The following is a 20098-nucleotide window of genomic DNA, read 5'->3' as shown; positions in this document are numbered from 1 at the left end:
TCTGACACGCGCCGAAGCGCCAGGACTCAGGGGAAGGTCACGTTGCCGAGGGTGACGACACGCCTCCCGCTCTCGTCCCACAGCTTCAAGAACCCCGTAGCGAGATGCTTAAACCTGCTGGGGCTCGTGTTTCAGCCCCATGGCTTCGTGGTCTCTCCCTCATTCCGTCTCACCCCAGCGCGGCGAGCAGCCGGGACACCAACTCGCGCACCCCAGGCTGCTCCAGCGCGCTGGAGTGTCCGCCCGGGAGTACCACCAACTCGATGCGTTCCCGGGGGACGTATTGGCTCCACCCGAGCGTCTCGTCCTTCGTCGGTGTGCTCGAGGCCCGGAAGAAGAGCAGCCGCGCATGCTCGAGCCGAGGCACTGGCCAGCCCGAAATCTGGGGCGGAAGCACCTCGTCGATCATCCGTGACATGCGCGCCAGGTCCTTCCCCGTGAAGTGCGCGGCCACCGCGCCTCGCTCGCGCGCCCGGGCCGCCACGTGCTCCCACCGTGCCTCCTGGGACAGTGGTGCCAGCTCGCGCTCCAGGTTCGCATCCATCACCTCGAACATGGTGGCGATCCCCAACTCGGGCGCCAGCCGCACCGGCTCCACCTCCTTCATGATGTCCGTGGTGATGGTGTCGATCATCGCGAGCAGCTCCACCCGCTCGCCCGCGGCCTCGAGCGCCGCCGCCACGCCGTACGCCGGGTAGCCGCCGAACGAATAGCCGAGCAGTCGGTATGGCCCGTGGGGTTGTACGGCGCGGATGTCCGCCACGTATGCCTCGATGCGCTCGGCGAAGGTGGCGAAGGTCCGCTGGGAGATCGTCTCGGGCGCCTGGATACCGAAGCAGCGCAGGCGCGGCTCCAGCAGCGGGGTGAGGTGGCGGTAGTAGTGCAGCTCGCCGTCTCCCGGGTGGAAGAGGAAGAGGGCCGGGGCGTCCGCCGGGACGTCCGGGCCGTGCAGGCGCACCACGCTCGAGGGCGAGCCCCCCTCCGCGAGCAACTCCTGCAGCGCGTCCGCCGTGTCCTTCAGCACCGGTGTCTGGAAGAGGGTGGCCAGTGGCACCGGCATCCCGAACTCCTCCTCCATGCGCCCCAGCATCCGCATCGCCAGCAGCGAGTCTCCGCCGAGCTGGAAGAAGTCGTCCTCGGGCCCGACGTCGGGCTGGTGCAGCAGCTCGCTCCACAGGCGCTGCAGCCGCATCTCCAGCGTCGAGCGGAAGGCCATCTCCTGCATCGCCTCCGCATTCTCGGGCTCCGTCGTGGGCACGGACTCCGGGGACGGCAGGGCCTGCCGGTCCACCTTGCCGTTGTTGTTCACCGGCAGCCGCTCCAGGACGACGAAGGCCGCGGGGACCATGTACGCGGGGAGTTCCGCCGCCACGTGTGCTCGCAGCGCATCCGCCCGGACCGACGTGGGCGCCTGCACCCAGGCGCAGAGTTGCTGGAGGCCCGCCGCCGACGTGCGGGCGAGCACCACCGCCTCCTCTACCTCCGGGAAGCGCCGCAGGCAGTTCTCGATCTCCGACAGCTCGACGCGGAAGCCGCGGATCTTCACCTGGTGGTCCGCTCGCCCCAGGAAGCGCAGGCGGCCGTCCGACTGCATCCGGGCCAGGTCTCCCGTGTGGTACATGCGCGCGCCCGGCTCGGCCGCGAAGGGATCTGGCACGAAGCGCTCGGCCGTCATCTCCGGGGCTCCGAGGTAGCCGCGCGAGAGCGCCGCTCCTCCGATGTACACCTTGCCCGGCAGTCCAGGGAGCACCGGCTCCAGGTACTCGTCCAGCAGGTAGATGCGGACACGGGGAATGGGACGGCCGATCGGGAACGTGGCCGCCGTGCCCACGCCCTCGGCTCCGGGGATGTCGCAGGTGGCCGAGGTGATGGTGCACTCGGTGGGTCCGTAGACGTTGAGCCACGGCGCGTGTGCACCGCCCACGCGCAACCAGCCCTCGTACGTCTCGCGCTTGAGCACGTCGCCACCGGGCGCCAGCAGGTGCAGCCTCGCGGGCACCCGCTGACCCAGCGCGTCCATCTGCCGTATCCACTCCTCGATGTACGTGGGTGGCAGGCTGATGACGGTGATGTCCTCCTGCTCCAGGTAGGGCGTCAGCGCGTGCGCCGGCAGCAGCCCGTTGCGCATCACCACGGTGGCTCCCACGGCCAGCGGTGGGTACAGGTCCTCGGCGGCCGCGTCGAAGCTGAGCGGAGCGAACTGCAACATGCGATCGCCCGGGCGCAGGCCGAAGCGCACGGCGATCGCCAGGTTGTGGTTCACCACCGAGCGGTGCTCCACCATCACGCCCTTGGGCTCGCCCGTGGAGCCCGAGGTGAAGATGATGTAGGCGAGCTGCGAGTCGGGCACCGCTCGGGGCCCCGGGCCGGACTCCCCGGCGAGCTGCTCGGGCTGGGGCGGCACCTCCACGAGCGGCACGAGCCCTTCATGGGCCTCCTTCAGCGCCGCGTCCACCCACAGGCGCTTCACCCCGGCGCGCTCCAATGCCAGCCGTTTACGAGGCTCCGGCCAACCCGGATCCAGCGGGACGTAGGCGCCGCCAGCCTTGAGGATGCCCAGCAGCACCGCGAGCCCCTGCGCGGACGGCTCCATCACCACGCCCACCCGCTCCTCGGGCCGCAGTCCCTGGGCGACGAGGCGCGAGGCCAGCAGGTTGGCGCGGGCGTTGAGCTCGGCGTAGCTCCAGGTGAGGGGGCCATGGGCCACCGCGGGCGCGTCGGGCGTGCGGCGCACCTGGGCCTCGAAGAGCGTGTGCACGCAGGCTCCGGCCGGCACCTGGTGTGTCCCTCCGTCGAGCGACTCCAGCACCTGCGCGCGCTGACTCGGCGACAGGAGGGACAGCCGGGACAGCGGCGCGTCCGGGGCTCGCACCACCTCGGAGAGGAGTTGCTCGAAGGCCCCGCTCATGCGCTCGGCCGTGCGCGGGGTGAAGAGGGCCCCGTCCGTGGCGAGCGTGCATTCCAGGGTGCCGCCCGTCTTCTCCAGCAGGTGCACCACCACGTCGTAGGCCGGGATGATGCCCTCGCCTTCCAGGTCCGACATGGCGAGCCCCGCGAAGCCGGGCGCGCTGAAGGTGTCGAGCATCAGCAGGGCCTGGGCCAGCGGCGGCGCGGTGCGGTCGGCATCGGGCTGGACGGCGTCCACGATGCGCTTGAAGGGAACCTCCTGGTGCGTGGTGGCGTGCAGCACCACGTCCCGCGAGCGCTTCAACAGCGTGCGGAAGGACGGGTTGCCCGAGACGTCCGTGCACAGCGGCAGCACGTTGGCGAAGTAGCCCACCATGCGCTCCGTCTCCGGCAGGAGGCGGCCCGAGAACGGCGAGGCCACCACCACGTGCTCCTGCGCGCTCAGCCGGTGCAGCCACGCCTGGGTGAGCGCCAGCAGGGCGGTGAAGGTGGATACCCCCTCCTGACGGGCCAGCGCCTTGAGTGCCGTCACGTGCTCGGCGCGCAGCGTGAGCCGCACCGGCCTCATGTTGGCGTTGAGCGCGGGGGCCCGGCGCGGGAAGTCCAGGGGCAGGTCCAACACCGGCGGCGCGTTCGCCAGGGCCTGCTTCCAGGACTCGAGGCTCTCCTCCAACTGCCGCAGGTGCTCGGGGGCTCGCTGCCAGCGTGCGAAGTCCGAGTACTGCACCACCGCCGGTGGGAGCGCGGGGGACTGGCCCGCGAGCGTGGCGCGATAGGCCGTCGCCAGCTCGTCCAGGAAGGCCTGCATGCCCAGGCCGTCCATCACCAGGTGGCTGAGGGATGCGATGAGCACGTGCCGCGTGCCCTCCGCGTTCATCTGGAGGAGCTCGAAGCGGTACAGCGGCCCTCGGGCCAGGTCGAAGTGCTGTCGGCCGTGGCGCGTCGCGATGTCATTGGCCACCGACAGGGACTCCTCGGGTGGCAGGTGCGACAGGTCCATCCGCGACAGCCGTGGGCGGGTCTCCGCGTTCACCTGGGCGAAGAGCGTCTCGCCTTGCAGGAGGAAGGTGGTCCGCAGTGTCTCGTTGCGCTCCACCACTGCCGCCAGTGCTGTCTCCAGCGCGTCGGCATCGAGCGCGCCCTCGAGCACGGACGCGAGCAGGACCACGAAGGGCGGAGCCTCCGGGAGCTGCAATGCGTACCAGAGCCGCTCCTGCACCAGCGAGGCGGGGACTCGCGAGGGCCGCTCTCCGGTGGGAGGTAGCAACCGCTCCGTCTTCCGCCCCGGCGCGGTGCCGAGCCGTGCCGCGAGGCCGGCCACCGTGGGCGAGGAGAAGAGCGCGGTGAGGGGCAGTTCGACGCCGAAGGACTGGCGCACGCGAGCCACGAGGCGGGTGGCGCTCAGGGAGTGGCCGCCGAGGTGGAAGAAGTCGTCCTCGCGGCGCACCGTCTCCACGCCGAGCACCTGGCAGAAGAGCTGTGCCAGCAACTCCTCCACGGGGCCACGAGGTGGCTCGCCCTGGGGCAGGGCCTCGGGAGCCTCCATGGGCAGGGCGGCCAATGCCTTGCGATCCACCTTGCCGTTGGGCGTGAGGGGCAGGGTGGAGAGCACGGTGAGCCGCGAGGGCACCATCGCGTCCGGCAGCACCGCGGCCAGTGCCTGGCGCAGCGCCTCCCCGGTGAGGGCCGTGTCGTCCGCGAAGGCAACGAAGCCCTCCAGGCGCAGCTCCCTCCCGTGCGGGCGTGCGAGCACCACCGCCTGGCGGACACCGGGCTGGCGCAGGAGGGCGGCCTCGACCTCCTCGAGCTCGATGCGCACGCCTCGCACCTTCACCTGGAAGTCGGTGCGGCCCAGGAAGCCGAGCGTGCCGTCGTCATTCCAGCGGACGCGATCGCCCGTGCGATAGAGACGGGCACCCGGAGTGCCGGAGAACGGATCAGGGACGAAGCGCTCCGCGGTGAGCGCCGGGCGGCCTTGGTAGCCGCGCGAGAGGCCCTCGCCACCGATATAGAGCTCGCCCGGGACGCCCGGCGGCGTGGGCTGGCCGAGCCCATCCAACACATACAGGCGCACCCTGTCGAGCGGGCGGCCCAGGCGGATGGGCACACCCGGCACCAGCGGCGAGAGCGTGGTGAAGCAGGTGTTCTCGCTCGGGCCGTAGCCGTTGAGCAGCCGGAGCTGGCCCGTGGCGAGCCGTTGCACGAGGGACTCGGGAGGCGCCTCGCCACCGAGCTGGAGGTGGGTGAGCTGGCGGAAGGCGTCCGGGGCCTCGGGCTCCTCGAGCGCCGCGGTGATGACGGACGGCGTGGCGAGCAGGTGCGTGGCCCGGTGCTGGAGGATGTCCCGAGCCATGCCCAGCGGGCCCGTCTCCCGCAGGACGACGCGAGCGCCGCGAGCCAGCGGGTAGAGCAGCTCCGCCACATGGACGTCGAAGGCCACGGAAGCCGCCGCCAGGGTGGTGTCTCCGGGCCGCGAGGGGTAGCCGGTGTCGGCCGCGGCGAAGAGGTGGCAGAGGTTGCGGTGCGTGAGGGCGACGGCCTTGGGTTCGCCCGTGGAGCCGGAGGTGAAGAGGACCAGCGCGAGGTTCTCCGGCGCGGCCGGACGCAGCGGCGCAGAGGCCCCGCGTGCATCGGGGGCCACTCGGGTGAGTCCCTCTAGCGGCTCGGGGAAGGACTCGGGGCGGGCCACCACCCACCGGGCGCCCGCGGAGCGCAGCAGGGCCGTGCGGCGGGAGGCCGGGTGGGCCACCTCGAGGGGAAGGTAGGCCGCGCCGGCCTTGAGGATGGCCAGCAGCGAAACGAGCAGCTCGCTGGAGCGCTCCAGACACACGCCAATGACGCTCTCCGGCCCCGCTCCCAGAGCCGCGAGGTGGTGAGCGAGGGCCGTGGCTCGCTCGTCGAGCTGGCGGTAGGTGAAGGTGCCGTCGCGGGCACTCAGGGCGAGCGCCTCGGGAGTGCTCGCGGCCTGGGCCTGGAAGAGCGAGGCATGGGTGGCCTCGGTGTCGAAGGGGCGCCAGGTCTCGTTGAAGGAGCGCACCACCTGCTCGCGCTCCGGCTCGGAGAGCAGGGGCAGTGCATCGAGGCGCGTGTCCGGGGCGTGCAGCACGTGCTCGAGCAGCCGCACATAGTGCTCCTGCATGCGCCGCACCGTGCCGGGCTCGAACAGCTCGGTGCTGAAGTCGGCGGAGATCTCCAGCGAGGGGCCGTTCTCCAGGACGATGAGCGCCAGGTCGAACTTGGACGCGGTGCTGGAAAGCTCGATGGCTCGGGTGGTGAGCCCGGGGAGCGCATCGGCCATGGCGTGGCCGAGTCGATTCCAGACGAAGGCCACCTGCACCAGCGGGGAGTGGCTGGTGCTGCGCTCGACGCCGAGCGTGCTGACGAGCTTCTCGAAGGGGACGTCCTGGTGCGCGAAGGCGTCGAGGGAGGTGGAGCGAACCTGGGAGAGAAGCGAGGAGAAGGAGGCGTCGGAGCGGAGGTGGGAACGGAGGACGACGGTGTTGACGAAGAGACCGACGACGGACTCGGAGGAGGGGTGGGTGCGGCCGGAGACGGGGACGCCGACGCAGAGGTCCTGCTGGCCGCAGTAGCGGAAGAGCAGGGCGGAGAAGGCGGCGTGGAGGACCATGAAGGGGGTGACCTGGTGCTGGCGGCACAGGGCGCCCAGGGCCTGGGAGAGGGACTCCGGGAGATGGAAGGAAGAAGTGGAGGCACCCTTGTCGGAGAGGACGGAGGGGCGGGGCTTGTCGGTGGGGAGTTGGAGGAGGCGGGGAGCGTCCGAGAGCTGGCGGCGCCAGTAGTCGAGCTGGGCCTCCTCACGTGCGAGGAGGGCGGGAGCGCGCTGCCAGGAGGCGATGTCCGAGTTGTCCAGGAGGACGGCGGGCAGGATGGGCGGCTGGTGCTGGAGGAAGGCGGAGTAGGCCTGCCCCAGCTCACGCATGAGGATGTCGAGGGAGAGGCCGTCGACGAGCAGGTGGTGGAAGACGAGCAGCAGTGCATGGCGCTCGGGGGAGAGCCGCCACAGCCAGAAGCGGAAGAGCGGGCCCTGGGCCATGTCGAAGGGCCGGTCCACCTCTAGACGGAGCCGGGCCATCAGGCGCGAGGACGCATCGGGTCGCTCGGCCAGTGACTCCTGTTGCAGCACCCGGTCGGGCACCGGCAGCACGCGCGGCAGAGGTTGGCCCTCGTATGCGGAGACGGCGAGGCGGAGCACGGGATGGCGCTCCAGCAACCAGTGCAGGGCCTGTTCCAGAGCGTCGATCTGGAGCGGCCCCTCGACCTCCAGGGCTCCATCGATGTGGTAGGCGTGCGAGTCCGGCTGGAGCTGTTGCAGGAACCACATGCGCTCCTGGGCGAAGGACAGCACGGGAGGCGCATCGGCTGGGCGGGGCGTAGGGGCGGGCAGCTCGGCCGAGCCATGGCCCTGGAGCAGGGACAGCGCGTGGGCGAGTCCGGCCACCGAGGGAGAAGAGAAGAGCGTGGTGAGGGGCAGCTCGACGCCGAAGGCCTGACGCACGCGGGCCACGAGGCGGGTGGCGCTCAGGGAGTGGCCGCCGAGGTGGAAGAAGTCATCCTCGCGGGACACGGTCTCCACGCCGAGCACCTGGCGGAAGAGCTGCGCCAGCAATTCCTCCACGGGTCCACGAGGCGGCTCTCCCTGGGTCAGCGCCTCGGGGGCGGCATCCACGGGCAGGGCCGCGAGCGCCTTGCGGTCGACCTTGCCGCTGGAGGTGAAGGGGAGGGAGGTGCGCGCGTGGAAGCGCGAGGGAACCATGGCCTCGGGCAGGGAGCGGGCCAGGGACTGGCGCAGGGAGGCCAGGGCGGAGTCGTTCTCCAGCACGAGGAAGGCTTCCAGGCGCATGTCGCGGCCGGAGCCCCGGGTGATGACCGCGGCCTGACGGACGCCGGATTGACGCAGGAGCGCGGCCTCCACTTCTTCCAGCTCGATGCGCACACCGCGCACCTTCACCTGGAAGTCGGAGCGGCCCAGGAAGCTCAGGGAGCCATCGGAGTTCCAGCGGACGCGGTCGCCGGTGCGGTAGAGGCGGGCACCCGGAGTACCGGAGAAGGGATCGGGGACGAAGCGCTCGGCGGTGAGGTCGGGGCGGCCTCGGTAGCCACGGCCCAGGGGCGTACCTCCAATATAGAGCTCGCCCGGGACGCCGGGAGGAACGGGCTCGCCTCTCTCGTCGAGGACGTAGATGCGGCACCGGTCCAGCGGGCGCCCCAGCCGTACGGGTCGCTCTGGCAGGGTGTGCTCCGCGACGACGTTGATGCTCGTCTCCGTGGGGCCATACGTGTTGACCAGCTTCGTCTTCGTCAGCGCGAGCTGCTGGACCAGCGGATCCGGCAGCACCTCTCCTCCGGTGACGAGCACCTTCAGCGAGCGGAAGGCCGCGAGGGCATCGGGCTCCTCCAGCGCCGTGGCGAGGGAGGAGGGGGTGATGACGGTATGGGTGATGCCATGGCGGACGATGTCGCGTCCCAGCCCCAGGGGGCCGACCTCGCGCAGCACGGTGCGAGCGCCACGCGTGAGGCTGAAGAGCACCTCTTCCAGGTGGATGTCGAAGGACAGGCTGCCGGAGCAGGCCCAGCAGTCACCGGGCTGGGTGGCGTAGTACGGGTCGAAGGCCGCGAAGCAGTGGACGACGTTGCGGTGGGTGAGCTCGACGCCCTTGGGCTCGCCGGTGGAGCCGGAGGTGTAGAGCAGGTAGGCGAGGTTCTCCGCGCGGGCGCGCGGAGGTGGCGAGGCGAGGACGGCCTCCTGGGCCCGCACATCCGGGGAGACGAGGGGCACCGGAAGCTCCACGCCGGAGAACAGCACGGGGCGTGAGAGGACGAGGTGCGCACCGGATTGTCGCAGCAGCGCGGCACGGCGGGCAGCGGGATGCGAGGCCTCCAGCGGAAGGCACCCAGCGCCGCTCATGAAGATGGCCAGCAGAGACACCACGGCATCGAGCGAGCGCTCCAGGCACAGGCCGATGATGGACTCGGGCCGGGCTCCAGCGGCGGCCAGATGAGCGGCGAGGCGCGAGGACTGCTCGGCCAGCTCGCGGAAGGTGAGGGTCCCCGCGGGAGCCACCACCGCTGGCGCATCGGGCGTGCGCTCGGCCTGGGCGAGGAAGAGGGAGACGAGGGTGGCCTCGGAGTCGAAGGGCCGCTCGGTGTCGTTGAAGGAGAAGAGGACCTGTTGGCGCTCGGAGGGCGAGAGCAGGGAGAGAGCGCCCACGTGCGTGTCGGGGGCGCGCAGGGCATGCTCGAGCAACCGCACATAGTGCTCCAGCATGCGCTGCACGGTGCCGGCCTCGAACAACTCGGTGCTGTACTGGAAGAAGAACTCGTAGCCCTCGGGGGACTCGACGGCCGTGAGGGACAGGTCGAAGGGGCTGCTGAGGATGTCCTGCCTCAGCGGGTGCACCTGGAGGCCGGGGAGCGCGTCGGCGAGGGAGTGCTCGGCCCGGTTGAGGTCGAACATCACCTGGAAGAGCGGGGAGTGGCTGGTGCTGCGCTCGACGCCGAGGGAGTTGATGAGCTTCTCGAAGGGGACGTCCTGGTGAGCGAAGGCGTCGAGAGAGGTGGAGCGAACCTGGGAGAGAAGCGAGGAGAAGGAGGCGTCGGGGTGGAGGTGGGAACGGAGGACGACGGTGTTGACGAAGAGACCGACGACGGACTCGGAGGAAGGGTGGGTGCGGCCGGAGACGGGGACGCCGACGCACATGTCCTGCTGACCGGAGTAGCGGAAGAGCAGGGCGGAGAAGGCGGCGTGGAGGACCATGAAGGGGGTGACCTGGTGCTGGCGGCACAGGGCACCCAGGGCCAGGGAGAGGGAGTCCGGGAGGCGGAAGGAAGAAGTGGAGGCGCCCTTGTCGGAGAGGACGGAGGGCCGGGGCTTATCGGTGGGAAGCTGGAGGAGGCGGGGAGCGTCGGAGAGCTGGCGGCGCCAGTAGTCGAGCTGGGCCTCTTCACGAGCCAGGAGGGCGGGAGCGCGCTGCCAGGAGGCGATGTCCGAGTTGTCCAGGAGGACGGCGGGCAGGACGGGCGGCTGGTGCTGGAGGAAGGCGGAGTAGGCCTGCCCCAGCTCACGCAGCAGGATGCCCATGGACGAGCCATCCACCAGGAGGTGGTGGAAGACGAGCAGCAGTGCATGGCGCTCGGAGGAGAGCCGCCACAGCCAGAAGCGGAAGAGCGGACCCCGGGCCATGTCGAAGGGGCGGTCCACCTCCTGGCGAAGCCGCTCGGCCAGCCGCGCCCCTGGCTCGGGGAACTCGGCCAGCGACTCCAGTTGCAGCACCCGGTCGGGCGCTGGCAGCAGGACGGGAGCCGGATTCCCCTCCCGGGAGGGCACGGCGAGGCGGAGCACGGGGTGGCGCTCCAGCAGCCAGCGCAAGGCCTGCTCCAGGGCATCGACCTGGAGCGGCCCTTCGATCTCCACGGCTCCATCGATGTGGTAGGCGTGCGAGTCCGGCCGGAGCTGCTGCAGGAACCACATGCGCTCCTGGGCGAAGGACAGCACGGGAGGCGCGTCCGCCGGGCGGGGCGTGGGGGCGGGCAGCTCGGCCGAGCCGTGGCCCTGTCGCGAAGATAGCTCTCGCGCGAGCCCCGCCACCGTCGGCGAGGTGAAGAGGGCCACCAGGGGCAGCTCGACGCCGAAGGCCTGGCGCACGCGGGCCACGAGTCTCGTGGCGGTCAGCGAGTGGCCGCCGAGGTGGAAGAAGTCATCCTCGCGGCGCACCGTCTCCACGCCGAGCACCTGACAGAAGAGCTGAGCCAACAGCTCCTCCACGGGCCCGCGCGGGGACTCGCCGTCCGTGGCCGCGGAGCCCACGTTCGCCGCGAGCACCGCCAGGGCCTTGCGGTCCACCTTGCCGTGGCGTGAGAGCGGCATCCGCTCCAGCGGCACGAGCGCGGCCGGCACCATGTATTCCGGGAGCGACTTCCGGAGCCACGCGCGCAGCTCGTCCTCGGGCACCGGTGCGCCTCCCAGCACCACGAATGCCACCAGGCGCTTGTCTCCAGGCGAGGCCTCGTGCACCACCACCGAGGCCTCGCTCACCGCCGGGTGCTGGCCGAGCACTGCCTCCACTTCTCCCAGCTCGATGCGGAAGCCACGCACCTTCACCTGGAAGTCGATGCGCTCCAGGTACTCGAGGTGGCCATCCGGTAGGTACCGCACCCGATCGCCCGTCCGGTACAGCCGGGCTCCGGGCGTGGAGGAGAACGGATCCGGGATGAACTTCTCCGCGGTCAGGTCCGGGCGCTCCTGGTAGCCACGCCCGAGCCCGGCGCCTCCGACGAACAGCTCCCCGGGTACGCCCACCGGCACGGGGTGGAGGTTCCGGTCGAGCACGTACACCCGCACGTCACGCAGGGGGCGTCCGATGCTCGGGCCCTCGGGTCTGCTGCTCGCGGCGCAGGCGGTGGTGTCCACCGTGCACTCGGTGGGTCCGTAGACATTGAAGAAGGTGATGTGGGGATGGTGCGCGAGCACGGCCCAGGTGGATGCGCTCAGCGCCTCGCCGCCCACCAGCACCCGCCGTGGGGAGCTCTCGGGCCGTGCTCCGAGCCCTTCGTCGAGCAGCAGCCGCAGGTGCGCGGGAGAGCAGTCGAGCACGTCCAACCGGTAGCGCTCGATGCAGGAGAGCATCGCGCTCACGTCCCCTCGCGCCTCCTCGGGCACGATGCAGAGCGTGTGTCCGTGGGCGAGCTGGATGAGCTGCTTGACGGAGGCATCGAAGGACAGCGGAGCGTTGAGGCTCACGCGCAGCGGAGCCTGGGTCCCGGCGTAGACGGCGGCCTCGAGCGCCGCCAGGAGGTTCACCACCGAGCGGTGTTGGATCATCACGCCCTTGGGCATGCCGGTGGATCCCGAGGTGTAGATGACGTACGCCAGGTGCTCCGGGCCACTCAGGGGGAGGGGATTGGACTCCGGCTCGAGCGCGAGCTCCGGCGCGTGCGTGTCCAGGCACAGCATGCGTACGCCCGGAGCGGAGAGAGAATCGGCGAGGTTCCGCCGCGTCACCAGCACGGGTGCGCGGGAGTCCCGGAGCATGAAGGCCAGCCGCTCCTTCGGGGCGGAGGGATCCAACGGCACATAGGCTCCGCCCGCCTTGAGGATGCCGAGCACCCCCACCACCATCTCCACCGAGCGCTCCAGGCCCAGGCCGACCCGGACCTCGGGGCCCACGCCGAGCCGCCGCAGGTGATGCGCGAGCTGGTTGGCGCGGCGGTTGAGCTCGCCGTAGGTGAGCACTTCGTCCCCGAGGCGCACCGCGGCCACGTCTGGAGCGCGCGCCACCTGGGCCTCGATGAGCGTGTGGAGGCACGCGTCCGCGGAGGATCCGACGTGCGTCTCGTTCCACTCCACCAGGAGCCGGTGGCGCTCCGCGTCCGTCAGCAGGGACAGCGCGTCGATGCGGGTGTCGGGAACCCGCAGCGCATGGGCGAGGAGCTGCTGGTAGTGGCCCAGCATGCGGTGGATGGTGCCGGCCTCGAACAGCTCGGTGCTGTAGCGGCAGGCCAGCGTGTAGCCCTGGTCGCTCTCGGTGACCACGAAGGAGAGCTCGAAGGGGCTCCCGAGCGCATCGGGTTGCAGCGGGCGGGCGTGGAGGCCGGGGAGCGCGTCGGCGAGGGCGTGCTCGACCCGGTTGAGGTTGAACACGACCTGGAAGAGCGGCGTGTGGCTGGTGTTGCGCTCGACGCCGAGGGCACTGACGAGCCGCTCGAAGGGAACGTCCTGGTGGGCGAAGGCCTCGAGGGAGGACGCGCGGACGTCGGAGACGAGCGAGGAGAAGGAAGCGTCGGGCTGGAGGCGGGAGCGGAGGACGACGGTGTTGAGCAGGAGGCCGACAACGTCCTCGGAGGAGGGGTGGGTGCGGCCGGAGACGGGAGTGCCGACGCAGAAATCATCCTGGCCGGAGTAGCGGTGCAGGAGGGCGGCGAAGGCGGAGTACAGCACCATGAAGGGCGTGGCCTGGTGCTGCCTGCAGAAGGCGAGGAGGGACTGGGAGAGCGCGGAAGGGAGGGGATGGAAGCCGGAGAAGCCGCCCTGGTGGGAGAGGACGGAGGGGCGGGGCTTGTCGGTGGGGAGCTGAAGAAGGGCGGGAGCGTCGGAGAGCTGGTGCTTCCAGAAGTCGAGTTGGGACTGCTCGCGGGAGAGGACGGGCTGGGAGCGGAGCCAGAGGGCGACGGAGGAGTTGTCCAGGCGGACGGGAGGAAGCGAGGGCTCCCGGTGCTGGCGGAAGGCCGAGTAGGCCTGACCCAGCTCACGCATGAGGATGTCGAGGGAGAGGCCGTCGACGAGCAGGTGGTGGAAGACGAGCAGCAGCACATGGCGCTCGGAGCCGAGCCGCAGCAGCCGGAATCGGTAGAGCGGACCGCTCTCCATGGAGAAGGGCTCGAGCGCCTTTTCGCGCAGCCACCGGTTCAGGGACTCTGGCTCGCCGGACAGCGCATCCGCCGATTCGTGGTGCAGCACCTGCTCGGGAAGGGGGAGGAGGCGGGGGGCCGGAGTGCCGTCGACGGAAGGAACGGCGAGGCGGAGCACGGGATGACGCGCCAGCAGCGAGCGAAGGGCCTGCTCCAGGGCGAGCGAGTCCAGGGGCCCGGAGAGCTCGACGGCCTCGGGCATGTGGTAGGCGCTGGAGTCGGGCTGGAGTTGCTGGATGAACCACAGCCGCTCCTGTGCGGGCGAGAGCACGGGAGGCGCGCCCTCGGGAAGGGCGGTCGGGGCAGGCAGCTCGATGGATCCATGGCCCTGGAGCAGGGACAGCTCGTGGGCGAGTCTGGCCACGGTGGGCGAGGAGAAGAACGCGGTGAGCGGAAGCTCGACGCCAAAAGCCTGCCGCACGCGAGCCACGAGGCGGGTAGCACTCAGGGAGTGGCCACCGAGGTGAAAGAAGTTGTCCTCGCGGCGCACGCTCTCCACGCCGAGTACCTGGCAGAAGAGTTGCGCCAGCAATTCCTCCATGTGCCCGCGCGGAGCCTCTCCCTCCATGACCGTGGGGCCCGAGTCCACCGCGAGCGCGGCCAGCGCCTTGCGATCGACCTTGCCGCTGGAGGTGAAGGGGAGGGAGGAGAGGGCGTGGAAGCGCGAGGGAACCATGGCCTCGGGCAGGGCACGAGCCAGGGACTGGCGCAGAGAGGCCAGGGCGGAGTCGTTCTCCAGCACGAGGAAGGCTTCCAGGCGCATGTCGCGGCCGGAGCCCCGGGTGATGACGGAGGCCTGACGGACGCCGGACTGACGCAGCAGCGCGGCCTCCACTTCTTCCAACTCAATGCGCACACCGCGCACCTTCACCTGGAAGTCGGAGCGGCCCAGGAAGCTCAGGGAGCCATCGGGGTTCCAGCGGACGCGGTCGCCGGTGCGATAGAGGCGGGCACCTGGAGTGCCGGAGAAGGGGTCGGGGACGAAGCGCTCGGCGGTGAGGTCGGGACGGCCGTGGTAACCCCGGCCGAGGCCGAGGCCGCCGATGTAGAGCTCGCCAGGGACGCCGAGGGGAACGGGCTGACCGAGCGCATCGAGCACATACGCACGTGAGCGAGCCAGGGGTTTGCCCAGGCGGATGGGCTGACCGAGAAGGATGCGCTCGGAGATGATGCCGAGCGTGGTCTCCGTGGGCCCGTACATGTTGAGCAGACGCGTGCGGGAGAGGGCGAGCTGCTGGACGAGCTGAGGAGGAAGGGCCTCGCCGCCGAGGATGAGGACGGAGAGGGAGCGGAAGGCCTCGAGGGCACCGGGCTCCTCCAGCGCCGTGGAGAGCGAGGAGGGGGTGATGGGGACGTGGGTGATGCCGTGGCGGACGATGTCTCGCGCCAGGCCCAGAGGCCCCACGTCACGCAGCAGGAGACGAGCGCCGCGGGTGAGGCAGAAGAAAAGCTCCTCGAGGTGGACGTCGAAGGAGGGGCTGGTGGAGGCGGACCAGCAGTCACCGGGTCGAGTGGCGTAATGCTCGTCGAAGGAAGCGAAGGCGTGGACGAGGTTGAGGTGTGAGAGCCCGACACCCTTGGGCTCGCCAGTGGAGCCGGAGGTGTAGAGCAGATAGGCGAGGTTGTCGGCGCGAGCGCGCGGAGGTGGCGCGGAGAGGACGGCCTCCTGGACCCGCACGTCCTGTGCACGCACGTCCGGAGAGAGGAGGGGCACCTCGAGCTCCACGCCGGAGAACAGCGCCGGGCGAGAGATGACGAGGAGGGCACCGGACTGGCGAAGCAGCGAGGCACGACGAGCGGCGGGGTGCGAAGCCTCCAGGGGAAGGCACGCGGCACCACTCATGAGAATGGCGAGGGGTGCCACGACGGACTCGAGCGAGCGCTCCAGGCACAGGCCGACGATGGACTCGGGCCGAGCACCCGCGGCGACCAGGTGGGCGGCGAGACGAGAGGCCTGCTCGGCCAACTCACGGAAGGTGAGGGAGCCGTCGGGGGCCACGACGGCGAGGGCCTCCGGGGTGCGCTCGACCTGGGCCTCGAAGAGGGAGACGAGGGTGGCCTCGGAGTCGAAGGGCCGCTCGGTGTCGTTGAAGGAGAAGAGGAGCTGCTGGCGCTCGGAGGGCGAGAGCAGCGAGAGCGCACCCACGTGGGTGTCAGGCGCGCGCAGGGCGTGCTCGAGCAACCGCACGTAGTGCTCCAGCATGCGTTGCACGGTACCGGCCTCGAACAGCTCGGTGCTGTACTGGAAGAAGAGCTCGTAGCCCTCGGGGGATTCGATCGCGGTGAGCGTGAGATCGAAGGGGCTGTTGAAGAACTCCAACTTCCGCCGGAGGGACTGAATGCCGGGGAACGCGCCGGCGAGGGAGTGCTCGACCCGGTTGAGGTCGAACATCACCTGGAAGAGCGGGGAGTGGCTGGGGCTGCGCTCGACGCCGAGGGCGCTGACGAGCCGCTCGAAGGGCACGTCCTGGTGCGCGATGGCCTCCAGGGTCGAGGACCGGACCTGAGCGACGAGTGAGGAGAAGGAGGCGTCGGGCTGGAGGCGGGAGCGGAGGACGACGGTGTTGAGCAGGAGGCCGACGACGTCCTCGGTGGAGGGATGGGTACGGCCGGAGACGGGAGTGCCGACGCAGAAATCATCCTGGCCGGAGTAGCGGTGCAGGAGAGCGGCGAAGGCGGAGTACAGCACCATGAAGGGCGTGGCCTGGTGCTGCCTGCAGAAGGTGCGGAGAGCGAGAGAGAGGGAGTCCGGAAGGGGGTGGTAGCCGCGGAAGCCGCCCTGGTGGGAGAGGACGGAGGGGCGGGGCTTGTCGGTGGGGAGCTGAAGAAGGGCGGGAGCGTCGGAGAGCTGGCGTTTCCAGAAGTCGAGCTGGGACTGCTCGCGGGAGAGGACGGGATGGGAGCGGAGCCAGAGGGCGACGGAGGAGTTGTCCAGGCGGACGGGAGGAAGCGAGGGCTCCCGGTGCAGGAGGAAGGCGGAGTAGGCCTGCCCCAACTCGCGCATGAGGATGTCGAGGGAGAGGCCGTCGACGAGCAGGTGATGGAAGACGAGCAGCAGCACATGGCGCTCGGGTCCGAGTTCCCACAGCCAGCAGCGGTGGAGCGGGCCCTGGGCCATGTCGAAGGACCGGTCCACCTCCTGGCGCAACCGAGCCTCCAGGTGGGAGGAGGCATCGGGCAGTTCGCTCAGAGATTCGCGGTGCAGCACCTGCTCGGGAAGAGGGAGGAGGCGGGGCGCCGGAGTTCCCTCGACGGAGGGGACGGCGAGGCGGAGCACGGGGTGACGCGCCAGCAGCCAGCGAAGGGCTTGCTTCAAGGCGAGCGAGTCCAGGGGCCCGGAGAGCTCGACGGCCTCGGGCATGTGGTAGGCGCTGGAGTCGGGCTGGAGCTGCTGGATGAACCACAGCCGCTCCTGTGCGGGCGAGAGCACGGGAGGCGCATCGGCCGGGCGAGGCGTGGGGGCGGGCAGCTCGACGGAGCCATGGCCCTGGAGCAGGGACAGCTCGTGGGCGAGTCCGGCCACCGAGGGCGAAGAGAAGAGGGCGGTGAGCGGAAGCTCGACGCCAAAAGCCTGCCGCACGCGAGCCACGAGGCGGGTAGCACTCAGGGAGTGGCCGCCGAGGTGGAAGAAGTTGTCCTCGCGGCGCACGGCCTCCACGCCGAGTACCTGGCAGAAGAGTTGCGCCAGCAACTCCTCCACGGGTCCACGAGGCGGCTCACCCTGGGACAGGGCCTCGGCCGCCTCTGTGGGCAGGGCCGCCAGCGCCTTGCGATCGACCTTGCCGCTGGAGGTGAAGGGGAGGGAGGAGAGGGCGTGGAAGCGCGAGGGAACCATGGCCTCGGGCAGAGCACGAGCCAGGGACTGGCGCAGGGAGGCCAGGGCGGAGTCGTTCTCCAGCACGAGGAAGGCTTCCAGGCGCATGTCGCGGCCGGAGCCCCGGGTGATGACGGAGGCCTGACGGACGCCGGACTGACGCAGCAGCGCGGCCTCCACTTCCTCCAACTCCACACGAACACCGCGCACCTTCACCTGGAAGTCGGAGCGGCCCAGGAAGCTCAGGGAGCCATCGGGGTTCCAGCGGACGCGGTCGCCTGTGCGATAGAGGCGGGCACCCGGAGTGCCGGAGAAGGGGTCGGGGACGAAGCGCTCGGCGGTGAGGTCGGGACGGCCGTGGTAACCCCGGCCGAGGCCGAGGCCGCCGATGTAGAGCTCGCCAGGGACGCCGAGGGGAACGGGCTGACCGAGCGCATCGAGCACATACGCACGTGAGCGAGCCAGGGGTTTGCCCAGGCGGACGGGCTGTCCGGCCCGCACCTGTTCCGCGACGACACAGATGGTCGTCTCGGTGGGGCCATAGGCATTGATCAGACTCGTCCGGGACAGGGCGAGCTGCTGCACGAGTTGCTCGGGGATCGACTCGCCGCCGAGGGCGATCATCTTCATCGAGCGGAAGGCATCGAGGGCACCAGGCTCCTCCAGCGCGGTGGAGAGCGAGGAGGGGGTGATGACGGTGTGGGTGATGCCATGGCGGACGATGTCACGCGCCAGGCCCAGCGGGCCGACCTCACGCAGCACGGTGCGAGCGCCACGCGTGAGGCTGAAGAGCACCTCCTCCAGGTGCATGTCGAACGAGAAGCTTCCGCAGGCGACCCAGCAGTCACCGGGCTGCGTCACGTAGTACGGGTCGAAGGAGGCGAAGGCGTGGACGATGTTGCGGTGGGTGAGCTCGGCGCCCTTGGGCTCGCCGGTGGAGCCGGAGGTGTAGAGCAGATAGGCGAGGTCCTCCGCGCGGGCTCGCGGAGGTGGCGCGGAGAGGACTGCCTCCTGGCCCCGCATGTCGGGAGAGACGAGGGGCACCTCGAGCTCCGCACCGGAGAACAGCGCCGGGCGAGAGACGACGAGGCGAGCACCGGACTGGCGCAGCAGCGCGGCACGGCGGGCGGCGGGATGCGAAGCTTCCAACGGAAGGCACCCGGCGCCGCTCATGAAGATGGCCAGCAGAGACACCACGGCATCGAGCGAGCGCTCCAGGCACAGGCCGACGATGGACTCGGGCCGGGCGCCCGCGGCGACCAGGTGGGCGGCGAGACGAGAGGCCTGCTCGGCCAACTCACGGAAGGTGAGGGAGCCGTCGGGGGCCACGACGGCGAGGGCCTCCGGGGTGCGCTCGACCTGGGCCTCGAAGAGGGAGACGAGGGTGGCCTCGGAGTCGAAGGGCCGCTCGGTGTCGTTGAAGGAGAAGAGGAGCTGCTGGCGCTCGGAGGGCGAGAGCAGCGAGAGCGCACCCACGTGGGTGTCAGGCGCGCGCAGGGCGTGCTCGAGCAGCCGCACGTAGTGCTCCAGCATGCGTTGCACGGTGCCGGCCTCGAACAGCTCGGTGCTGTACTGGACGGTGAGCGTGAAGCCGGCGGCGCTCTCGAGGACGGTGAGGGAGAGATCGAACTGGCTGGTGCCGGTGTCCACGTGCACCGGGCGCGCGGCGAGACCGGGGAGTGCCTCGGCGAGCGAGCGCTCCTCCTGGTACAGGTCGAACATCACCTGGACGAGCGGCGTCCGGCCGAGGCTGCGCTCCACCTGGAGTGCCTCCACCACGCGCTCGAAGGGCGCCTCCTGGTGCGCGTAGGAAGCCAGCACCGTCTTACGGGCCTGGGACAGCAGCGTGGAGAAGGGAGTACGGGAGGTGACCGCACTGCGCAGCACCACGGTGTTGATGAAGAGGCCGACCACGCCCTCCAACGACAGGTGCGTGCGTCCGGCGACGGGCGTGCCCACGCAGAAGTCCGTCTGCCCCGAGTACCGGTGCAGCAGCGCGGCGAAGGCCGCGTAGAGCACCATGAAGGGTGTCACCTGGCGTTCGCGGCACAGGGCGCGGAGCGCCTCGGTCAGCGAGGCCGGCAGCGGGCGCGGCTCGGTCTGCACGCCCTCCTCCGACCGGACCGCGGGGCGCGGCTTGTCGGTGGGCAGCTCCAACACGTGAGGCGCGTCGGCGAGCTGCCGCTTCCAATACTCCAGATGGGGAGCCTCGCGCTCCTGTGCGGCCGGCGTGCGTTGCCAGGCGGCGAAGTCCGCGTACTCCAGCGGCAGGGGCGCGAGCCGTGGCGCCTGCTGGCGGCCGAGCGCGGTGTAGAGCTCGCCCAGCTCGCGCATCAGCACGTTGTAGCTCCAGCCGTCCAGCACCAGGTGGTGCAGCACGAGCTCGAAGACGTACCGCTGGGGCGAGAGGCGGAAGAGGTGGAAGCGATGGAGCGGCCCGTGCTCCACGTCGAAGGGGCGGGTGGCCTCCTCTCGCAGCCGGCGTGACAACAGCGCTTCCTGCTCGGCTCCAGCCGTCAGCTCCTCCGTGGTCAGCACCTGTTCCGGCACCGGCCGCATGACCAGCAGGGGGCGGCCCTCGGAAGAAGGGAAGACGGAGCGCAGGGCCTCGTGGCGCGCGAGCAGTTGCCGCAGCGCCGCCTCCAACACGCGCGCGTCCACCGCACCACTCAGCTCCACCGCCCGGGCGATGTTGTAGCTCGCGGCACCGGGCGCGAGCTGGTGCAGGAACCACATCCGCTCCTGCGCGGACGAGGGGACCGGGAGCTCGCTCGCGGGGCGCCGTGCCGGCCCCGTGTCGCGCACCCCGTTGGGGCCGGGCCCCACTCCGTCCTTGCTCGGGCTCGCCGCGCCCGTCGGGGCTCCGCGCTCCAGCAGCTGCTTGAGCAGCGCGCGCTTCTCCCCGGGAGTCAGTTGATCGAACTCGTTTCGCGAAGCCATGAGAGGAGTGGG

General features: G+C 70.7%; 1 protein-coding gene. It reads right to left on the bottom strand.

Going from position 1 to position 20098, the window contains the following annotated elements; translation table 11 throughout:
* Window positions 1–169: 169 nt before the first annotated feature.
* Window positions 170–20086 carry a non-ribosomal peptide synthase/polyketide synthase gene (locus tag JQX13_RS00225; protein ID WP_203407071.1) on the bottom strand — a complete coding sequence of 6639 codons (19917 nt, stop codon included), beginning with the start codon at window positions 20084–20086 and terminating at the stop codon, window positions 170–172.
* Between the last annotated feature and the right edge of the window lie 12 nt (window positions 20087–20098).

It is taken from the genome of Archangium violaceum, from assembly GCF_016859125.1.
In the GTDB taxonomy this organism is placed as follows: Bacteria; Myxococcota; Myxococcia; order Myxococcales; family Myxococcaceae; genus Archangium; species Archangium violaceum_A.
Note: the sequence above shows the minus strand (reverse complement) of the source record. Positions and strands in the feature narration are given on the sequence as shown.